Here is a 19524-nt window from a genome sequence, read left to right as displayed (position 1 = left end):
GATGGCTCACCAGGGTGTCTCGGACGGTCACTGTCTGTTCCCAACGCGGGAACCCGACACCCATTTCATACACCGGTCCACCCCCCCCGTCGTCATGCCCCCGCCCCCGCGCACGCGCGGGCAGATGGATGCCCGGGAAGACAGGGGAAATGCTCCTTTCCGCCAGAGGTCGGGACCGCCGTGCGAACGCCCCGGAAGGCAGCCGCGCGTCGCGCCATCGACACCGCGCCGCGGGTGCTTCCGCGGGGAGGGGGAGGCTGACCACTCGGTGACGCGCGGGCTGTGGAGCACGTCACGCTTGCTGGAGCGTGCTGACGTCTCAGAGACAACCCCGCGGCTTTCCACGTATCGGGCGCTTGGTTCAGCGCCGCGCGACCCTACCGTGGCGCCGCATGAACGTGATGCGCTGGTTGGGTCTCGAGGAGATGTTGTCGGGTCTGGATACGCCGGTGGGTTGCACGGCCGAGCAGCTCTCTCGAGACGACATCCCCCGGCTCACCACGCTGCTGTCCACCTGGTACCCGGACATCCGCGTGGGCACGGAGAGCCGTCACCTGGACCCCTCCTTCTACGAGCGTGAGGTCTACCTGCGCGGCGAGTCACCCGAGCGGCCGCTGTACGCCATCGTGTGTCGCGAGCAGCGCAGCGGGGACATCATCGGCCTGCTGACGCTGGAGCGGAACGTGCGAGGGCTCCAGCTCTCCGCGGCGCTGGGCGTCGTGGAGCCGTCGCGCCGGGGGGTGGGCATCGGCTCGCTGGGCACCTCGGCGCTGGAGGTGGTGGGGCGCAACATCGGCGCGGAGGTGGTGCTGTACTACTCCACGCTGAAGACGCCGCTGGGGCAGCGCAACGCCGAGGACCGCGGCTACACGCTGGTGGGGCTGGTGCCCGCCTTCGACGTGGACGCCATCGCCCCGGGCACGGTGAAGCGCGTCTACGAGGCGCTCTACGCGAAGGTGCTCGTGGCGCAGGAGCGCGTCCACGTGCCCGCGTGGGAGATGCTCACGCCCCCGACGCGGGCGCTCTTCACGCACCTGTTCGGCCCCCACCCCGCGCAGACCGCTGTCGCTCCCGAGGTCCGGGAGCAGCGCCATGGTTGAGGTGCGGAGGTTCGAGGGCAACGCCCAGGATGCGTCCGTCTTCGTCAACCGCGTCTGGGGCCAGTACTACGCGGCCCAGGGGCCGCTGACGGACTTCCAGCCGCGCCTGCTCGACTGGGTGCTCTTCGGCAACCCGCTCGCCACGCCCGAGTACCGGCTGGGCGCATACGTGCGCGGGAAGCTGGCCGGGGTCTTCTTCGCGGAGCCCATCCGACTGCGGCTCGGGGAGCGGGATGTAGAGGGGGCGTACGGGAGCTGGTTCAGCGCGGACCCTTCCTTCCGGGGTGAGCGCGTGGGCCAGCAGCTGGCGGTCGCCATGACCGAGCGGCTGCGCGAACGGGGCGCGGCGCTCCTGCTGGGGTGTCTGGCGGATGGCTCGGCCGGGGAGCGCTTCTGGAAGAAGATGGAGGGCACCCGGACCTTCAGCTCCCTGGGGTTGTGGCTGCACGTCTTCGACCTGGCGGCCGTGGCCCGCTGGGCGTCCTCGGGCCCCGAGCGGGCCCTCTTCACCCTGGCGAGCCGCTGGCCCCGCGCACGTCCCGTGGACGTGGACGCCCATGACGTCCGCCCCTATCGCCCGACGGACCTGCCTGCGTGCATGGCGCTGGTGGACCGGTCGATGGAGCCGGTGAGCCTGGGGTACGCCTATACGCCGGACCGGTTGGCGCACCAGCTCCAGTACCGCGATGTGCCGCGCACCCTGGTGCTGGAGCGGCACGGCATGGTGCGAGGCCTCGTCAACTACTTCACGCTCCCCATGAATGCCCGGGGGCCGCTGACCATCGCCATGGTGGACCTGGTGGCGTTCCACGCGTCGGTGCCGCGCCCCGAGCGCAAGCGGCTGTTGCGCGTGGCCATGCGGGACATGGTGTCGCAAGGCGCCCAGTGCGCCGCGATGCTCCGCGGCCCCTGTGTCTCCACCCGGCTGATGCTCGCGTCCGGGTGGGTCCCATGGCCAGGAGGCATGCGCATCGTCTGCACGCTGGCCTCTCCGGACGTCCTCTGGCCCGCCTCGCCCCGCGTCTTCACGCATCTGCGCTGACATTCCCCGCGGGTGCGTCCCCTCGCGCGGGTGGCCCGCTCGACGACGGTAGAATCTACCGTCGCCGGGGGTCTCGGGGGCTCGACAAGGAACTGGGAGAAGGCGCCCGGCGCGCTATGGTTCAGGCAGAGCCGGGACTGTCGCCCCGAGGAGCCATGAACTTCGTCTTCATTTCTCCGCACTTCCCGTCCCACTTCTTCCACTTCGTCACCGCGCTGCGCGAGCGGGGCGTGACGGTGCTGGGCATCGGTGACGCGCCCTACGAGTCCCTGCGCCAGGAGCTGCGCGACTCGCTGCGCGAGTACTACTTCGTCCCCAGCCTGCACGACGAGGACGCGCTCACCCGGGCGGCGGGATACCTCACCTGGCGGCACGGGCGGCTGGAGCGCATCGACTCGCTCAACGAATCCTGGCTGGAAGTCGAGGCGCGCCTTCGCGAGGACTTCCACGTCCCCGGCCTCCACCCCGCGGACATCCACCGCATGCGCTCCAAGTCGGGCATGGCGCAGGTGTTCCAGCAGGCGGGCGTGCCCCATCCGGACCTCATCCGCGTGCGCGACGCGGCGCAGGTGAAGCAGTTCGCCGCGCGCGTGGGCTACCCGCTGGTGCTCAAGCCCGACGTGGGCGTGGGCGCCGCCAACACCTTCAAGGTCGCGAGCGACGCGGACGTGGACACGGCCCTGGCCCACCCGCTGCCCACGACCTACGTCGCGCAGCCCTTCGTGCGCGGCACCATCGTCACCTACGACGGCATCGTGGACCGCCACGGCGTCATCGTCTTCACGCTCAGCCACGAGTACAGCGACGGCGGCATGGAGACGGTGGTCGAGCGGCGCGACATCTCCTTCTGGAGCCACCTGGAGATTCCCCCCGCGCTGGACGTGCTCGGCCGTCAGGTGGTGGAGGCCTTCGGCCTGCGCGAGCGCTGGTTCCACCTGGAGTTCTTCCGGCTGCCCGACGGCCGCTTCGTGGTGCTGGAGGCCAACCTGCGGCCGCCCGGCGGCTTCATCCCGGACATGATGAACTACACGTGCGACATCGACGTGTACCGGCTCTGGGCGCGGGTGATGACGGGGGACCCGGTGGCGGACTTCCGCTACACGCCGCGCTACCACGTGTGTCACAGCGCCAGGCGCCACGGCCGGCGCTACCTGCACTCGCACGACGAGGTGGTGAAGAAGCTGGGGCCCGCGTTCCTGCTGCACCGCGAGCTGCCGCCCATCTACCACAGCCTCCTGGGCGAGGAGATGTACCTGTCCCGGCACACCGACCTGGACGCGATGCGGGAGGCGGTGCGCTTCATCCAGGCCACGAAGAAGTGACCAGGCCTCAGCGCTCCTTCCACGTGAGCAGGTACGTGGTGTGGCCCTCCTCCACGGACAGCGTCGTCACCTTGGGGGACTCCGCGCCGCCCACGCGCAGCATGTTCTCGAAGAGGGACTCCGCGTAGCCCGGGGTGTCGAGCACGGAGTTCATCCGCATCTCGAACTCGGTGGGGCTTTTCTCCACCAGCTGCACCTCGGTGTAGTTGTCCGTGGCGCGCAGCGTCTGGGGCAGCCGCAGCACCAGCCGCCGGGGACCGAGCAGCCTCATGACGCCGAACACCGCGCGGCCGATGAACGTGCGTCCGTAGCCCTCCACGTGCGCGGCGGCGAGCTGGCGGAAGCCCTCCTCCAGCGTGAGACCGGGCCAGGTCTCCTCCACGATGACGCGCAGGCAGCGGCTCCACATCACCACCGGATAGGTGGGGTTCAGCGGCCCCTTCACGTTGATGCCGGCCTGCTCGAGCCGCTTCTGGAGCCGGGGGGAGATGCGGCCGGAGAGCCCGTGCTGCAACAGGCCCTCCACGACCTGGGAGTAGACGATGCGCTGCTCGAGGGGGACGGAGGTGCCGGACTTCACGCCAGCAGCCAGCGCATCGCCAGGGGCAGCCGACGCTGCCAGTCCCGCTCGTGGTGTTCACCGCCCGGCTCCAGCACCAGCGACACCTCGTGGTCCGCGTAGCCCAGCGTCTTGAGGTGCTCGTAGAACGCGCGCGTGCCGCGCCCGTAGTCGAGCGGGACGCCGTCGGCGTGGATGAACTCCTGCTCGCCCGCGTCCAGGTAGATGCGCGTCCAGCGGCGCGGGTGGGTGCCCCACTCGGAGAACAGCCGGCTGTTGCTCCACATGACGGTGGGCGACAGCGCGCCGATGCGGCCGAAGATGTTCGGGTAGCGCGAGCCCAGGTACAGCGATATCAGCCCGCCGAGCGACGAGCCCATGGCGCCCGTCCACTCGGCGCCCTCGCGGGTGCGGTAGTGCTGGTCGACCAGGGGCTTCAAGTGTTCGACGAGGAAGCGCGCGTAGGACTCGCCGCGCGCCTTCACCCGGCCCGTGGTGTCGTCCCAGGGGGAGTACTCCTGGAGCCGCCCCTGGCCCGAGTCCACCGCGACGATGATCCACGGCTCCAGGTGGCCCGAGTCCACCGCCTGTTCGAGCGCGAGGTTGGCGCACCAGGTGTCGAAGAGCGCGGACTCCGGATGGGCGAAGACGTTCTGCCCGTCGTGCATGTACAGCACGGGGAAGCGATGCCAGGGCATCGAGTCGTACGCGTCCGGCGTGTAGATGCGCACGGTGCGGGAGAAGCCCTCCTGGGGGGAGGGAAGGTCTCGGACGATGTGGACGTGGCCCATGTGGATGCGGCCGACAGCATACATGGATGGGCCCCCGGCGCCCGCTCCGGCGCGGCCAGGGGTTCTGGGGCGCACACCCGAGGGGTCATCCGCCTGACAGGACGGCTGGCCTCGGGAGTGCAGCCCGCCACGGGGACCTGGGGTCGTCGGTGCTTCCTGTCATACTGGGAAGGCAGCGGCCGCCCCCCTCCGGAGTCTCCCTTGTTGGAACTGAACCGACTGCACCTGTCCGCGTTGTTGATGTTGACCGAGGCCGACCTGGAGCAGGCGCGGTCGGCGCTGGATGGCAGTGACGAGGCGCGGCTGCGCTATGCGGCGGCGCTGGCCCGGGCGGTGGCGGCCCGGTCCGTCATGGAGGAGCTGCTGCTGGTGGACTCGCGGCATCAGGTCCTCGCCTGAGGCCTCGCGGGGTGTCCGGAGGCTGGACGCTCAATCCCAGGTCCGGATGCGGGAAGCGTGGGGCGCCACTGTAGGGAAGCGTGGTCTGTGGCGTGCAGTGCCGGCGCCGCGTGCATCGGTTCCTGGGGTGGTGGGGGTGGTTGTGGCTGTGGGGGATGTCGTCGGCCTGGGCGGCCCCGTACGAGGTGGAGCCCGACGTCGACGGTGAGCTGGAGCTGTTCGGGCTGTTGGAAGAGGGGACGCTCTCCGCCGAGAGCTGGGCGGCGCTGGTGGCGTTGCGCCGGGCGGGGGTCGAGCCGGAGCGGGCGACCCGGGACATGCTCCATTCGCTTCCGGGCCTCACATACGCGCAGGTGGATGCGTGGTTGCGTGCGCGTGACGCCGGTGACGCGTCAGCGCTCCTGCCGGAGGCGGAGGCGCGGCGGCTCGCGCCGTTCCTGGTGGGGGAGGAGTCGGGGCGCGTGACGGGGGACGCGAGGTTGCTGACGGCGTTCGCGCTGTCGGACTCGCGAGGGCCTCCTGTGGCGCTGCAGATGCGGGCCGGAGGACTTCGGGGGCTGCGCGTCGGAGTGCTCGCGGTGTGGGCGCGTCGCAAGGTGGGGATGCCTCGGCGGGATGCGCGGAGTCGGGCGCTCGTGGTGGAGGCGCCGGGCTCGGCGGTGTTGCTGCCCAAGTTCCATGCGCGGTGGACGGGGACGCGGGCCTCGGTGCTGGTGGGGACGTATCGGCTGGGGTTCGGTCAGCGGCTCACGCTGGACACCACGGCGCTGCCCTCGCCGGAGGGTGTCCTTCCGGATGATGGCGTGCGTCCTCCAGGCGCGCTCGAGCGGGAGTGCCTGCTGACGTCCTCGGCGTGTGACGAGGACGCGCGCGACGCGGACATCACCCCGGACTTCCGTTGGGACGAGGCCTTTCGCGGGGTCGCTGCGAGCGTGCGTGGGGCGCTGGTGAGCGGAGTGGAGCTGACGCTCACGGGCTTCGGTTCGTATCAGGGGCGCTCGGTGCGGCGCTCGGAGGTGTTGGACAGGGGCGGGTGTTCCTCGGGGGCGTGCGCGGCGCCGGAGGTGCTGGTGGCGGGGGCGCGCAGGGAGAAGCTCCGGGCTGGTTCGTTGCCAGGGGTGTTTCGTGAGTGGGCGGGAGGGGGCAACGCGACGCTGGCGGTCTCGCCGCGAGCGCGGCTCGGGGTGACGGGGTGGGGGGCGCGGCCTGGGTTCGCGGTGGAGGGCGCGGTGCTCGACTTCCAGCCGGGCGCTCGCTACCCGTCGGGCGGGGGCTTCGGCGCGGTGGGCGTGGATGCGGCGTGGGGGGCGGGGCCGGTGGATGTCTTCCTGGAGCTCTCGCGCAGCTTCGACTCCGTGCCGGGGGCGGGTGGGGGTTGGGCGGCGCTTCAGCGCACGGTGGTCTCGGGAGTGGGGCGAGAGCTGGAGGTGTCGCTGCGCTACTACGGACGGGGCTTCGTGAATCCCTACAGTGGCGCGACCTCGGGGGCGGACGTGTTGGAGGGGCAGCGGGTTCGCAACGAGCTGGGCGTGCGGCTGCGCTACCTGCACCGCGACGAGGGCGCGTGGCGGCTTCGCGGACAGGTGGATGGCTGGACGCTGCCCTCGGATGGCGTGGTGGAGGGGACCGCGGGGCTGACGCGTCTGAGGGCCTCGGCCCGGGTGGATGTGCTGGCCTGGACGTGGTTGCAGCCGTCGCTCCGGCTCGATGCGCGCTTGTCCGGCGCGGGGTTGTCCACGCTGTGCGCGGAGGTGGAGCGGGACGGGGACGCGGAGCCGGAGGAGATGGCGGCGTGCTCGAACGGAGGGCGGCAGGGCGCCACGGCGCGGGTGCGCTCGGTGTTGTCGGAGCAGGTCGAGGTGGCCTGGGAGTACGGCCATGCGCGCGTGGTGGAGACGGGGGCGACGACGGCGCGATGGGATGGGCGGGCGCTCGTCGAGCTGAAGCTTCGGCCGGCGGAGTCCTGGCGAGTGGGAGGTCGGGTCCAGTGGAAGGACGAGGACCTGTCTGAGAGGACGCGGCTCCGACAGGAGGTGCGCACGACGGTGGACCTGCGCTGGAGCGTCCTGGAGAGGACGACGATGCGAGGGCGCTACGCGTGGGTCGTGGACCTGAAGGACGCGCGGACCGCGCGCACGCCGCCGGATGAACCGCGCCACCTGTTCCAACTGGATGTGGAGACGCGGTTCTGACGTGGCATGCGCTGAGCACCTTCGCGGGAGGACGAGGAGGGGCTGGTGGTGGAGACGCGGTTTCTGAAGCGTGGAGTGGTGGGGAGGGGAGTCGGTGATGAGGAGGGGTGACGTGAGGCGCTGGGGATGGTGGTTGTGCGTGGTGGGGTTGAGCGGCTGTGGGGCGCCGGCGGAGGAGTGGGCGGAGGACGTCTGCGCGGACCTGTTGCCGGGGGATGTCGTCATCACCGAGTACTTGAACGACCCCGACGGAACGGACACGGGGCGCGAGTACGTGGAGCTGCACAATCCGCTCTCGGCGCCGGTGAGCCTGGAGGGACTGACGCTCCATGCCTCGCGCTCGGATGGCTCGCAGGAGAAGACCTTCCTGTTCGACGCGCCGCTGTCGTTGGCACCCGGTGACTACCTGGTGCTGGGCGACGTTCGCGAGGGCGCCGTGCCCGCGCACGTGGACCTGTCCTACGGCGATTCGCTGGGCGCGCTGGGGAATGCGTCGGGACGACTGGGGCTGCGGTGTGGTTCCCGGGTGGTGGATGAAGTCCCGCTCACGGCGCCCGCGAAGAGTGGTGTCGCGCGTGTGTATGACGGGCGACTGGTGCCGGACTCCGCCAGCAATGACGACCCGACGCGCTGGTGCGACTCCGAGGGCTCCACCGTGGGTGGTGGGTTCCAGGGGAGTCCGGGCTCGGCGAACGCGCCCTGTGCTCCGACGGAAGGAGCCTCCGGAGGCGAGGCGGGCGTGGAGCGCTGTTCCCCGCTGGAGGGCCTGGCAGCGCGTCCGGTGCGGTGGCCCCGCGTGGGTGAGCTGGTCATCACCGAGCTGATGGTGAACCCCATCGGCGATGACACCTCGGCCGAGTGGGTGGAGGTCCTGGCCCTGGCTCCGGTGGACCTGAATGGATTGACGGTGGGCTCGGACACCTCGGGGACACGGCTGCAGGGGACGCAATGTCTGTCGCTCCCCGCGGGAGGGTACGCGCTGCTCGCCCGTCGCGCGGATGCGGTCCTGAACGGAGGGCTGCCCACGCCGCTGGCCACGTTCGGTGTGGACCTCCGCAACGCGGGCGGCGTCGTGCTCGTACGAGCAGGGGACGTGGTCGTGGACGCGGTCGAGTACGGCCCCGCACGCGAGGGCGTGGCGACCCAGGTGTCGGTGGAGCGAGCGAATGCGTCCGACAACGATTCACTGTCGTCATGGTGTCCCGCACGGGAGCGCTATGGCGAGCGTGGCAACCTGGGGACTCCGGGACGCGGGAACACCCGATGCACCGAAGGGGACACAGACGCCGGGACCGCGGATGGCGGCGGAGGGGACGCCGGTGCATCGGATGCAGGGCGCGACGCGGGCTCTTCAGGTGGAGGCTCCACGGATGGCGGGCGCGATGCAGGTTCGACCTCGGACGCGGGGCCTCGCGACGCCGGTCCGCCGGATGCTGGACCGCCAGATGCCGGTCCCCCAGGCTCCACCTGCATCGACCGGGTCACGGGACGCGCTCGCGCGGTCCGCGTACCGGAGGTCGGCTCTCTCGTCCTCACGGAGCTCATGGCGGACCCGACCGTGGTCGCCGACGGCGTGGGCGAGTGGGTCGAAATCCTCGCGACACGCGAGGTGGACCTCAACGGCGTCACGTTGATGAACGAGAGCGGAGCGAGCACGCCGCTCGACGCCGCGCTCTGTTTGTCGCTGAGGACTGGCACCCGCGCGGTGCTCGCGCGCAGCCTGGACCCGGCGCTCAACGGGGGCCTGCCGGCGGTGCTGGCCACCTTCTCCTTCAACCTCGCCAACACCGCGGGAGCCCGCTCGCTCCGGTTGATGAGGGACGGCAGGGTGCTGGACGCCATCAGGTGGTCGAACGCCGCGACGCCGGGCGTGTCCTGGCAGGTGGACCCCGCGAGCAGTGATGCCCAGCGCAATGACCTGCCAGGCAGCTTCTGCGCCGCGCCTTCGAGCGCGCGCTATGGCCTGGGAGACCGGGGCACGCCAGGACTGGAGAACCGCGCATGCCCGCGCTGAGCCCCATCCCCGCGACCCGGTGGCTCGTCCTCCTGACGGCATGGCTCGTCACGAGCGCCCTCGGGTGCGGTGCGGACCCGGGTGGCAGGTGTGGTCCCTCGACGGGGCTGGTGACGGAGGTCCTCGACGGTGACACCCTCGTCCTGGAGGGCGGCGTGCGTGTCCGCTATCTGCTCGCGGACACCCCGGAGCTCACGGCGGGCAGACACGAGTGCTTCGGCCGCGAGGCGCACGCGTTCAACCGGAGCCTTGTCGAGGGCCGCCAGGTGACGCTCGTCGACGCGGAGGCGTGTGAGGACCGCTTCGGTCGCCGGCTCGCCTACGTCTTCGTCGATGGCCGCGACGTGAGCGCGCTGCTCGTGGAGCGGGGCCTCGCCTGCGTGCTCCATGTCCCGCCCGCGGGTGACTCACGCCGTCGGGAACTCGAAGCCCTGGAGGCCCAGGCCCGGCGTGCCCGACGTGGCTTGTGGGGCGCCTGCTCGCCGGTGCCCTGCGCATGAATCACGCAGAGCACACGCAGCGCCCTGATGCCCGCCTCCCGAGCGGGGCTGCGTCCAGTCGGCACGAGAGGGCGAGGAGCCCGCAAGCCTCGGGCGCAATATCCCATTGCTGACGGCCATGCCTCCGCGCGAATCATCCAGCACGGTCCGCTCCCACGAGCGACCGGCCAAGGGCGGGCCAGCACGAGCGCGCCCCCGGGAGGACGCGCGCTGCGTGGCTGGGACGTGTCGGTCCTGGCCTCGCTCGAGACGGGGGAGGAGGGCGTGCCCATGAACCCCTGCCCCATGCCCACCAGCCTCCTGCTGGACCTCCTGTCCTCGCGACGGGAGGACATCGCCCGGCGCTGGGTGGCCCGCGCGGGCGCGGCGGCAGACGAGGCCCCGCGCCGACGCCTCGAGCAGCTGACGGGCTCCCAGGCCTGGGTGGACTCGGTGGTGGAGCTGCTGCGCGTGCTCAGCGTCTCGCCTGATTGGAGCGGTCCGCTGGCCCTGGGCGGGCGCGGCGCGGAGCATGCCCGGGAAGGCTCGGACATCGCCGCGGTGGTGCGCGAGTACGGCCTGCTGCGGGAGGTGCTCGTGGAGGTGCTGGAGGACGCGGGGTGGGCCCCGGACTTCGAGGGCATGCGCGCGCTCAACCGCGTCATCGACGTGTGCATCGCGGACGCGGTCCAGCGCCACTCCCACCAACGGGAGCGGACGCTGCGCGAGACGGAGACGAAGCTGCACGACATCCTGGAGCACGCGCCCGCCGCCATCTACGCGAAGGACGCCTCGGGGCGTTACCTCTTCGTCAACCGGGCCTTCGAGGTCCACGGCAGCGTGCGCAGGGAAGAAGCGGTGGGGCACTCCGATTACGAGCTGTTCTCCCGCGAGGTGGCGGACGTGTTCACCGCCAATGACCGCCGCGTCCTCTCGACCGGCCAGCCCCTGGAGTCGGACGAGCACGTGCGGCGCCCGGACGGCTGGCACACCTATCACTCGCTCAAGTTCGCCCTGCCCGGCGTGGGCGGACAGGCGCATGCGGTGTGCGGCATCTCCACGGACGTCACCGAGGCGCGCCTGGCGCAGAAGGAGCGCGACGAGGCCCGGGAGCGGCTGCGCCGGGTCATCACCGAGCTGCCCGTCGTGCTGTGGGCCACCGACGCCGTGGGCAACATCACCCTCTTCGAGGGACAGGGCCTGAAGGCCATGGGCGTGGAGCCCGGCACCATGGTGGGCCGCAACACCGCGGAGGTGTACGCGGGCCGGCCGGAGCTGCTCGACGCCGCGCGCCGCGCGCAGGCGGGCGAGACGTTCTCGCTGGAGATGGAGGTCGGCGGCGGGTGGTTCATGGCCTACGTCTCCCCGGACCTGGGCCCGGACGGGCGGGTGCGCGGCGTGTCGGGCGTGTCCCTGGACATCACCGAGCGCCGCCGCGCCGAGGAGGTCCTGCGGCAGTCGGAGATGCGCTACCGGCTGGCCACGCGCGCCACCAGCGACGTCATCTACGACTGGGACCTGGCCACCGGGCGCATCGAGTGGAGCGAGCTGGCCCTGCACCAGTTCCGCGTGGCGTCCCACGACGCGCCGATGGACATCGACTGGTGGACCCTCAGCATCCACCCCGATGACCGCGAGCGCGTCGCCCGGGACATGCAGGCCGTCATGGACCAGGGCCAGGAGCACTGGCGCGACGAGTACCGCTTCCGCCGGGGTGACGGCACCTGGGCCGTCGTCGAGGACCGGGGGCAGGTGGTGCGCGACGCGGCCGGCCGGCCCCTGCGCATGGTGGGCGCCATGCAGGACGTCACCGAGCGGCGCGCCACGGAGGAGGAGGCCCGGCGCCGCGCCGAGTTCGAGCAGCTGCTCATCGGCATCGTCGGCCACGATTTGCGCAACCCCCTGTCCGCCATCACCATGGCGTCCACCACGCTCCTGCGGCGCGAGAACCTGGACGAGCGCCAGCGCAAGGTCATCGACCGCATCCTCTCCAGCGCCAATCGCGCCACGCGCATGCTGCGCGACGTGCTGGACTTCACCCAGGCCCGGCTGGGCGGGGGCATCCCCATGCAGCCCCGTCCCCTGGACCTGCACGAGCTGACGCGGCAGGTGCTGGACGAGGTGCGGCTCGCGCACCCCGAGCGCACGCTGGAGCTCGAGTACGGCGGCAGCGGCGCGGGCCTGTGGGACGCGGACCGGCTGGCCCAGGTCATCACCAACCTGGTGAACAACGCCATCAGCTACAGCCCCAGCCACTGCCCGGTGCTGGTGCGCACCCATGGCACGCGCGACTCCGTGGTGCTCTGCGTGCACAACATGGGCGACCCCATCCCCACCGAGCTGCTGTCGCGCCTGTTCGAGCCCATGAAGCGCGCCGAGCGCCCCGAGTCACGGGACGGCCGCGGCGGCCTGGGACTGGGCCTCTTCATCGTGAAGCACATCGTCGATGCCCACGGCGGCCGGCTGCGCGTGCGCTCCAACGCGCGCGACGGCACCCTCTTCATGGTCCGCCTGCCGCGTGTGCTCTCCGCCCCGGCGCATGTGGCCGCCTGGCCCTGACGCCTCGCCTGCCCTGGACGACTCCACGGGGTATTCCGGACCTGCCGAGCAGGCATGGCGCACTTGCTCCTGGGGACGCACCCGGATAGCACGGGGGGCATGACTCGTTTTTCTCGGAGGGGTGAATGAAGAAGGTCCTCATCGGGGTGGGAATCGGCTGTGGCGTCATCATTCTCGGCATCGTCGGGTTCATGGTGGTGGGCGGGCTGTGGGTCGCGAACAAGGCGAGCGACGGCCTGGCGGCCGTCAAGAAGATCGAGACGCAGCAGAAGGAGCTGGTGGAGCTGAACAAGGCCCACCCCTTCACGGTGCCCGCCGACGGTGAGGTGCTGGCGCTGAAGGAGGACCGGCTGACGACGTACCTCTCGGTGCGCGAGTCGTCGCTGCCCGTCTTCAAGACCTACGAGGAGAAGTCCAAGGCCTTCGGGGACAAGCACGGCTCGGGGGCGGACGCGAAGCCCTCCTTCGACTCCGCGATGGAGGCGATGAACCTGCTGGGCAGCATGATGGCGGACGTGCGCGCCGCGTACATCGAGAGCCTGAAGAAGCACGGCATGTCGCCCAACGAGTTCCAGACCATCACCTCCACCGTCTACGCGTCCATGGTGGCGGAGAGCTCGGCGGCGGTGCAGCAGATGAGCGCCAAGGCCGTGGAGGCCATGGAGAAGCAGGTCGCGGAGCTGGACAAGAAGCTCGAGGACGGCTCGCTGTCCGCCGATGCGCGCGCGCAGCTCGAGGAGGCGCGCACGGGCCTGGAGGAGCAGATCGAGGCGCTGTCGGACACCGCCAACGGCACCGGCGAGACGCTCTCGGAGGCGTCCAAGAAGGCCGCCGCGGCGAACATGGCGCTCATCAAGAAGCACGAGGAGCGCGTGAAGGTCATGGCCAACGCGGCCTTCGACGGCTTCGTGCTCGGCGACGCCACGGACGACCTGTCCGGCGCGGGCGCGGGCGTCGAGGACTGACGCCGCGCTGTCGCGTCCGGCTCCGGCCCCTCCTTATTGGGGGGTGGCCGGGGCCTCCCGGCGGCGGGCGATGACGCTGGCCACGACGGCGGTGCCCACCAGCGCGACGATGACGAGCACCGACGGCAGCGGCGGCACGTGGAACCAGGGCGTCACCACCATCTTCAGCCCCGCGAACGCAAGCACGCCCGCAAGCCCGTAGTGCAGGTAGCGCAGCTTGCCCAGCGTGCCCGCCAGCACCAGGTACAGCGCCCTCAAGCCCAGAATCGCGAAGGCGTTGGAGCTGTAGAGGATGAAGGTGTCCTTCGTCACGGAGAAGGCCGCCGGCACCGAGTCCACCGCGAAGAGGATGTCCGTCAGCTCCAGGCCCAAGAGCGCCAACAGGAGCGGCGTGGCCACGCGGCGGCCGTCCTCGCGACGGACGATGAACTTCTTGTCATGCAGGTGCTGCGTCACCGGCAGGTGACGCGACAGCCAGCTCACGGCCCGGTTGTCCCGCTGCTTCGCCGGGTCCTCGCGCAGCACGCGCCAGGCGGTGACCAGCAGGATGGCGCCGAAGACGTAGGACACCCAGGACCAGCGCTCCAGCGCGGCCGCCCCCACGAAGATGAAGAGCGCGCGGAAGATGAGCGCGCCGAAGATGCCCAGGAACAGCACCTGGTGCTGCGCGCGCACGGGGACCGACAGGCTCTGGAAGATGACGAGGAAGACGAAGGCATTGTCCAGGCTGAGGCTCTTCTCGATGAGCCACGCCGCCAGGTACTCCTGGCCCGCGTGAGGGCCGAGCACCGCCCACACCAGCCCGCCGAAAGCCAGGCCCGCGGTCACCCACACGCCCGTCCACATCCAGGCCGCCCGGCGGGACTCGCCGTGGTGGCCCCGGTGTCCGAGCAGGTCCACCACGAGCAGCGTCAACACCGCAGCCCAGAAGACGCCCCAGAGCCATGTGGGAATCGGGTGCATGGTCGTCGCCTGAACCTATGCATCCTCTCCTGCGGGGGGCCCGGTGTCCCGCAGACGAGCGTTGACCAATGGGGCAGGGCAGACACCCCCGGGCTGTCCGCTGTGGCCTTACCAACCCATACAGACAGACAAGGGCCTTTCCGCTCTCTTTGCGAGCATCCCTTCACGGGATGTGTCAGTTTCCGCGCGGGGCAGCCCATGAGGGGATGCCCTCATGACGAGCGTCGCGCGGGGGAGGGGCGCGGCGCGGCCAGGGACCAGGAGGAGTCGTAGCGATGAACAAGGTCATCTTCGCCTGTGTGCGGAACGCGGGTCGCTCGCAGATGGCGGCGGCGTTCTTCAACGTGCTGGCGGACCCGGACAAGGCGCGGGCCATCTCCGCGGGGACGCAGCCTGGCGAGCAGGTGCACCCGGAGGTGCTCGAGGCCATGCGCGACGCGGGCCTGGACCTGACGGGCGCCCGACCCCAGCGGCTCACGGACGAGCTGGCGAAGGACGCGCATTGGCTCATCACGCTGGGCTGTGGCGAGGCCTGCCCGAGCGTGCCGGGGCTCAAGCGCGAGGACTGGCCGCTGGATGACCCCCAGGGCAAGTCGGAGGTGCTGGTGCACCGCATCCGCGACGAGGTGGCCGCCCGCGTGGTGGGGCTGCTGGAGCGCGAGGGGTGGCTGAAGGCCGGTCAGCCGGGGACGTAGGCCGGCCAGGTGGCGCGGGCGACCGCTCGCCCGCTCCGAAGCCCGGCGTGCACGGGCAGGACGCATCCTGCGGACGTCTTCAGCCGACGTCCGTCCGGGGTGCGCCGTCATGTCATCGTCCTTGCCTGCTGTTCCCACGACCGCCAGGAGCGCCGCTCCCGTGGAGCCCGTCGTCCGGCCCCGGGTGAAGCCCTTCGCGCCCCGGCGCACGCTCGGCGTGGCCCTGGCAGTGGGCGTGCTCGCGGAGGTGCTCCTGGGGCGGGAGCACTGGGGTGTGTCGTTCCCGTTGGTGGTGCTGGCGCTGGTGGGCGCGCTGCTCGGGGTGGGGGGCCGCGAGGGCTGGCAGCGCGCCGCGCCGAACACGTGGCTCCTGACGCCGCTGCTGGTGGTCGCGGGCTTCATGGCGGTGCGCGACAGTCCGTGGCTCCAGCTGTTGAACCTGCTGACGGTGGGGGCGCTGTTGGCGCTGGTGGCGCACTTCTGGGCCGCAGGCCGCGTGGAGCGGCTGGCGTTGGGGGACTACCCCGGCGTGGTGGTGTCCACGGTGTTCCGCAGCCTGGTGCAGCCGCCCGCGATGGTGCGCGAGGCGGTGGACCTGCGCGGAGCGATGGCGAGGGCGCCCGGGGTCTTCCCGCTGCTGCGCGGGTTGGTGCTGACGCTGCCGGTGGTGGGGGTGTTCCTGCTGCTGCTCGGGTCGGCGGACGCGGCGTTCGCCTCCGCGCTGGAGCGGGTGATGGCGCTGGAGGTGGGGACAGTGCTGGAGGAGGGGGTGGGGCGGGTGTCGGGCGTGCTGTTCTCGGCGAGCGTCACGGCGGCGCTGGTGGGGCACGCGCTGCGGCGCCGGACGAGGAGGGAGCCAGGCGAGGAGGAGGTGGGCGAGGGGCGGGCGTGGCTGGGGCTCACCGAGGCACTGACGCTGCTCATCGCGGTGGATGTGTTGTTCCTGGTGTTCGTGCGCTTCCAGGTGGCGTACCTCTTCGTGGGGGACGCGGTGGCGCCGGCGCCGGGGTACTCGTATGCGGAGTACGCGCGCCGGGGCTTCTTCGAGCTGCTGCTCGTGTCGATGCTGACCTTGTGCCTCATCATGGGGCTGGCGCGGTGGACGGTGCGCGGGACGGCGAAGGCGAAGGTGGCCTTCCAGGTGGCGGCGAGCGTGATGACGGTGCTGACGGTGGCCATCCTCGCCTCGGCGATGAAGCGGCTGGGGATGTACGAGGATGCCTTCGGGTACACGCGGCTGCGGGTGTTCACGCACGTGTTCATGGTGTTCCTGGGCGGGGTGCTCGCGTGGCGCGGCGTGACGCTGTGGTGGCGGCCGGAGCGCTTCGCGGTGGGGGCCTTCGCCGCGGCGCTGGGGGCGGTGGTGACGGTGAATGTCATCAACCCGGACGCGCTCATCGTCCGGCACAACCTGGCGCGGGAGCTGGCGCAAGGGGCGGGCGAGGCGAGCGTGGACGTGGGGTATCTGCACGAGCTCTCGCTGGACGCGGTTCCGGAGCTGGTGCGGGGGCTGTCGTCGACGAGGCTGCTGAGCGACGAGTTCCGGGCCCGGGCGTGCGAGGACGTGTCCTGGCCGGAGTGGAGCCTGGCGCGGTGGCGTGCGTGTCGGGCGCTGCGCGTGTGGGCGCCGGCGCCGGTCAGCGCAGGTGGTAGTTGAAGGGCAGCTCCACGGTGACGCGGGGGCCGAGCGCGGACGGAGGAGGCGGGAAGGGGGCCGCCTCGCGCACGGCGGCCATCGCGGCGTCGCAGAGGACGTAGTGGGGGCAGCGGCCGACGATGGAGAGGGCGAGGAGCTGGCCTCGGGCGCCGACGGTGATGCGCAGCGCGAAGCGGCCCTCGATGCCGGCCATGGCGGCCTGGTGCGGGTAGCGCACGTTCTCGAAGCGGTCGCGGAACATCACCTCGAAGTAGTCCTCCTCCCAGGCGGCGCGCTGCTCGGCGGTGGGCGGGGGAGGGGTGACGGGCAGCAGGCCCGCGCTGCTCGCGACGAGCACGCTGTTCACCATGCCGCCGATGATGCCTCCGGCGACGCCACCGGAGACGCCGCCCGGCGTGGCGGTGGCGACGGTGTCGGGCGCGGCGACCTGGGATTGGGCCACGGCCGGGTCGATGACGGGCGGTGTCTCGGGCCGTGAGTGCTGGGGTCGAGAGAGGGTGGGCTTGGGGAAGGGGCGGGCGCGCCGGGCGCTGGCGAGGCGCGGAGCGGAGGGGGTGGCGGGGGCCGGCGGGGGCGGAGGTGGCGCGGCGAGGAGGCGCAGGACGAGGGTGTCCTCGTCCTTCGTCGTGAGCGTGGAGGCGCGGGTGGCGCCGTGCCAGATGCTGTCGAGGCCGACGAGGAGGAGGGCGTGGAGGGCCACCACGAGAGGGGCCACCCAGAAGGTGCGTGTGGTGTCGGCGGTGCTTCGCGAGCGAGCGTCGACGACGGAGGCGAAGAGCCTCGTGTCGGCGGCGCCGTCCTTCGGACTTGCGTCCGGCATGACCATTCCCCCTTCCCTCACGCGGTAGACCGGAGTCTAGCGAAGGGCCCCATCCATCCGACACGTGTTAGTGGCGGGCCCCTCGTTCGTGAAGGGAAGCTGCCCTCCGAGGCGAGGGGACGATATCCTCCGCACGCGCTGGCGGCCCCCGGGGCCTGTGCCCGACGAGTCGCTGCGGGCGAGCGCGGAGCTCGCGTTGCCTCAGCTTCCAGCGGACGCGCGCCACGCTTCGACGAGCCCCTTCCCATCGTCGCCGTATCGCACGGTGTAGACCTCACGCCGGAGCGCGCCCGACGCCTCGCGCGAGTGGTGGACGATGAGCGGCGCCACGGGGAGCCCTGGAATCGCCTCGCGCAGCTTCTCGAGCACCCCCTCCGGGCTCGCCGCCTCGAGCACGAACGCGGTGGCGTGTCCGGTGAGCGCGCAGTTGAGCAGCAGCTCCAGGTCCTTCACCGTCCGCGCCTCGTCCGCCAGCACCACATCCGGGTCCTGCCGCAGGAACGCGCGCAGCACCTGCGCGAGCGGCATCGACTCCCCCACGCGCGCCGTCCCCAGCCGCGCATCCGCCGACCTCGGCTGCTCCAGCGCGGCGAGCACATTCGTGAAGTCCGGCAGCACCTCCATCACCGCGTGCAGTGACGTGCTGCGCCCCGTGCCCTTCTCTCCCGAGAACACCACGGGCGTCCCCTGGAACAGCGAGTCCAGCCGCAGGAACCGCTCCGAGAGATACACCGCCTCCTCGCGTCCCATGCTCAGCGTGGAGAACGCCGGCTGGTCCGCGCGCAGCTGCCGGCTTCGCGCATGGGCGACGATGCTCGGCGCCACCTCGCTGTCCGCGAACGTCACCCAGAACAGGACCTCCGGGTCCGTCTCCACGTCGAACGGAGATGTCACCGTGCCGCGCCCGGGACGCGCCGTGTCCCGCCCCCGCTTCGACAGCTCCGCGATGGCCCGCGCCAGCGGCGCATGCAGCTGCCGCGCGAACGGCTGACGCACGGGCTTGCGCTGCTGCCCGAGCAACCCCTCATGCCCAGGCGCGTCCGCGACCGGGAGGAAGAACGACGCGCCGGCCTCATCCGTCTCCGCGTCCGCCCACACCGAGAACACCAACGTCCCCGTGCGCGCAGCCAGGGAGAACAGCGCCGACGCGGCCTCGGCGGGGGACTCGGGCCAGGCCGCGGGCTCGGGGACGGCGAGGCCCTCGGCGGTGAAGCCCGCGTGCAGACCGGAGAGCAGCTCGACGAAGGAGGTGGCGGGGTTGCTCAAGGACGCTCCTGGGTGGGCAGCGATGATGACACGGGCGAGGGTGACGAGGGGACGGCCCCGGGTTACGAAGGGACATGAGCCAGGACTGGAACGCCACCAACGCCCCCACGACGCAGTTCGACGCAGGGCCGCAGCACCAACTGCTGCACCGGATGACGGGCGACTGGGAAGGCCCCACGCGTACCTGGTTCGACCCCACCGCCACGCCCGAGGAGTCCCGCACGCACGCGCGCATCGAACCGCTGCTCGGCGGCCGCTTCGTCCGCGTCGACTACCACTCCACCGCCATGGGCAAGCCGCACGCGGGCCAGCTCATCCTCGGCTTCGACAAGACCGAGGAGCACTTCACCGCGGCCTGGGTGGACAGCTTCCACATGAGCGCGAACATGATGCTCTCCACCGGCGCGCCCCGGGAGGACGGCCACGTGTCCGTGCTCGGCGGCTACACCGCGAGCATGTGCGACGAGCAGGGCGTCACCCAGAAGCAGCAGTGGGGCTGGCGCACCGTGATTCACCAGCCCGACGCGGACACCCTCGTCCTCCAGTCCTTCAACATCTGGCCCGAGGGCCGCGAGGACCGCGCGGTGGAGACCCGCCTGACGCGCCGCCGTCAAGCCTAGCGCCCCCAGCCCCGGGAGCGTCGACGCCCGACACTCGGGGGAACAGACGTGCCCACGCGGGCGCGAGGGCATGGGATAACG

General features: G+C 71.5%; 17 protein-coding genes. 12 read left to right on the top strand and 5 right to left on the bottom strand.

Annotated elements, in window-relative coordinates:
• Nucleotides 1-392 precede the first annotated feature (392 nt).
• The 3 genes from OWM54_RS18140 (at nt 393) to OWM54_RS18130 (ending at nt 3464) form a co-directional block, all read left to right on the top strand.
• Nucleotides 393-1100 (top strand): hypothetical protein, encoded by a 708-nt coding sequence (locus OWM54_RS18140; protein ID WP_267698323.1) that lies wholly within the window; start codon nt 393-395, stop codon nt 1098-1100.
• Entirely contained in the window at nt 1093-2142 is a 1050-nt protein-coding gene (locus tag OWM54_RS18135) for a GNAT family N-acetyltransferase (protein WP_267698322.1), read from the top strand. Before OWM54_RS18140 ends, OWM54_RS18135 begins: the two co-directional genes overlap by 8 nt.
• Nucleotides 2143-2297: 155 nt before the next feature.
• Nucleotides 2298-3464: an ATP-grasp domain-containing protein gene (locus OWM54_RS18130; RefSeq protein WP_267698321.1), complete on the top strand. Its 1167-nt coding sequence runs from the start codon at nt 2298-2300 to the stop codon at nt 3462-3464.
• A 7-nt stretch (nt 3465-3471) separates the two neighbouring features.
• Here the strand turns inward: OWM54_RS18130 and OWM54_RS18125 are convergent, their stop codons facing one another.
• Both OWM54_RS18125 and OWM54_RS18120 read right to left on the bottom strand, forming a co-directional pair.
• Nucleotides 3472-4044 (bottom strand): TIGR02265 family protein, encoded by a 573-nt coding sequence (locus OWM54_RS18125; protein WP_223749838.1) that lies wholly within the window; start codon nt 4042-4044, stop codon nt 3472-3474.
• Nucleotides 4041-4814, bottom strand: a complete 774-nt coding sequence (locus tag OWM54_RS18120; protein WP_267701142.1) for an alpha/beta hydrolase — start codon at nt 4812-4814, stop codon at nt 4041-4043. Before OWM54_RS18120 ends, OWM54_RS18125 begins: the two co-directional genes overlap by 4 nt.
• Nucleotides 4815-5015: 201 nt before the next feature.
• On the opposite strand from OWM54_RS18120, the gene OWM54_RS18115 reads away from it, so the two are divergent.
• The 6 genes from OWM54_RS18115 to OWM54_RS18090 all read left to right on the top strand — a co-directional run bounded on the left by OWM54_RS18115 (nt 5016) and on the right by OWM54_RS18090 (nt 13422).
• Nucleotides 5016-5213, top strand: coding sequence for a hypothetical protein (locus tag OWM54_RS18115; RefSeq protein ID WP_223782308.1), 198 nt, complete (start codon nt 5016-5018; stop codon nt 5211-5213).
• Nucleotides 5214-5368: 155 nt separating this feature from the next.
• Nucleotides 5369-7405, top strand: a complete 2037-nt coding sequence (locus OWM54_RS18110) for a hypothetical protein (RefSeq protein ID WP_267698320.1) — start codon at nt 5369-5371, stop codon at nt 7403-7405.
• A gap of 112 nt (nt 7406-7517) precedes the next feature.
• Entirely contained in the window at nt 7518-9419 is a 1902-nt protein-coding gene (locus OWM54_RS18105; RefSeq protein WP_267698319.1) for a lamin tail domain-containing protein, read from the top strand.
• Entirely contained in the window at nt 9407-9919 is a 513-nt protein-coding gene (locus OWM54_RS18100; RefSeq protein ID WP_267698318.1) for a thermonuclease family protein, read from the top strand. The genes OWM54_RS18105 and OWM54_RS18100 overlap by 13 nt, the downstream gene beginning before the upstream one ends.
• Before the next feature lie 270 nt (nt 9920-10189).
• Nucleotides 10190-12457 (top strand): PAS domain-containing sensor histidine kinase, encoded by a 2268-nt coding sequence (locus tag OWM54_RS18095; RefSeq protein ID WP_267698317.1) that lies wholly within the window; start codon nt 10190-10192, stop codon nt 12455-12457.
• 125 nt (nt 12458-12582) lie between these two features.
• Nucleotides 12583-13422, top strand: a complete 840-nt coding sequence (locus OWM54_RS18090; protein ID WP_223749843.1) for a hypothetical protein — start codon at nt 12583-12585, stop codon at nt 13420-13422.
• Nucleotides 13423-13455: 33 nt separating this feature from the next.
• Here OWM54_RS18090 and OWM54_RS18085 read toward each other — a convergent pair whose 3' ends face one another.
• A complete protein-coding gene (locus OWM54_RS18085) occupies nt 13456-14385 on the bottom strand; it encodes a TerC/Alx family metal homeostasis membrane protein (protein ID WP_267698316.1) in 930 nt (309 codons plus the stop codon).
• Nucleotides 14386-14660: 275 nt separating this feature from the next.
• Here OWM54_RS18085 and OWM54_RS18080 point away from each other — a divergent pair, with 275 nt between their 5' ends.
• A complete protein-coding gene (locus tag OWM54_RS18080) occupies nt 14661-15080 on the top strand; it encodes an arsenate reductase ArsC (RefSeq protein WP_223749845.1) in 420 nt (139 codons plus the stop codon).
• Between the two features lie 160 nt (nt 15081-15240).
• Nucleotides 15241-16737 carry a DUF4153 domain-containing protein gene (locus OWM54_RS18075; RefSeq protein WP_267698315.1) on the top strand — a complete coding sequence of 499 codons (1497 nt, stop codon included), beginning with the start codon at nt 15241-15243 and terminating at the stop codon, nt 16735-16737.
• Here OWM54_RS18075 and OWM54_RS18070 read toward each other — a convergent pair.
• Together OWM54_RS18070 and OWM54_RS18065 are read right to left on the bottom strand one after the other, a co-directional pair.
• Nucleotides 16718-17557, bottom strand: coding sequence for a TonB family protein (locus OWM54_RS18070; protein ID WP_255653505.1), 840 nt, complete (start codon nt 17555-17557; stop codon nt 16718-16720). The two genes, OWM54_RS18075 and OWM54_RS18070, sit on opposite strands and share 20 nt — an antisense overlap.
• Nucleotides 17558-17758: 201 nt before the next feature.
• Entirely contained in the window at nt 17759-18823 is a 1065-nt protein-coding gene (locus OWM54_RS18065) for an ATPase, T2SS/T4P/T4SS family (protein WP_267698314.1), read from the bottom strand.
• Between the two features lie 74 nt (nt 18824-18897).
• On the opposite strand from OWM54_RS18065, the gene OWM54_RS18060 reads away from it, so the two are divergent.
• Nucleotides 18898-19443: a DUF1579 domain-containing protein gene (locus tag OWM54_RS18060; RefSeq protein WP_223749848.1), complete on the top strand. Its 546-nt coding sequence runs from the start codon at nt 18898-18900 to the stop codon at nt 19441-19443.
• Nucleotides 19444-19524 lie beyond the last annotated feature (81 nt).

Source organism: Myxococcus sp. MISCRS1 (assembly GCF_026626605.1).
GTDB classification, from domain to species: Bacteria; Myxococcota; Myxococcia; order Myxococcales; family Myxococcaceae; genus Myxococcus; species Myxococcus fulvus.
The sequence above is the reverse complement of the archived record's forward strand: the minus strand, read 5'-3'. Positions and strand labels throughout refer to the sequence as shown.

Coding starts and splice junctions, on each gene's coding strand:
- OWM54_RS18140 (WP_267698323.1), top strand. CDS start 393: ATGAACGTGATGCGCTGGTTGGGTCTCGAGGAGATGTTGTCGGGTCTG.
- OWM54_RS18135 (WP_267698322.1), top strand. CDS start 1,093: ATGGTTGAGGTGCGGAGGTTCGAGGGCAACGCCCAGGATGCGTCCGTC.
- OWM54_RS18130 (WP_267698321.1), top strand. CDS start 2,298: ATGAACTTCGTCTTCATTTCTCCGCACTTCCCGTCCCACTTCTTCCAC.
- OWM54_RS18120 (WP_267701142.1), bottom strand. CDS start 4,814: ATGGGCCACGTCCACATCGTCCGAGACCTTCCCTCCCCCCAGGAGGGC.
- OWM54_RS18110 (WP_267698320.1), top strand. CDS start 5,369: ATGTCGTCGGCCTGGGCGGCCCCGTACGAGGTGGAGCCCGACGTCGAC.
- OWM54_RS18100 (WP_267698318.1), top strand. CDS start 9,407: ATGCCCGCGCTGAGCCCCATCCCCGCGACCCGGTGGCTCGTCCTCCTG.
- OWM54_RS18095 (WP_267698317.1), top strand. CDS start 10,190: ATGAACCCCTGCCCCATGCCCACCAGCCTCCTGCTGGACCTCCTGTCC.
- OWM54_RS18090 (WP_223749843.1), top strand. CDS start 12,583: ATGAAGAAGGTCCTCATCGGGGTGGGAATCGGCTGTGGCGTCATCATT.
- OWM54_RS18085 (WP_267698316.1), bottom strand. CDS start 14,385: ATGCACCCGATTCCCACATGGCTCTGGGGCGTCTTCTGGGCTGCGGTG.
- OWM54_RS18080 (WP_223749845.1), top strand. CDS start 14,661: ATGAACAAGGTCATCTTCGCCTGTGTGCGGAACGCGGGTCGCTCGCAG.
- OWM54_RS18070 (WP_255653505.1), bottom strand. CDS start 17,557: ATGCCGGACGCAAGTCCGAAGGACGGCGCCGCCGACACGAGGCTCTTC.
- OWM54_RS18060 (WP_223749848.1), top strand. CDS start 18,898: ATGAGCCAGGACTGGAACGCCACCAACGCCCCCACGACGCAGTTCGAC.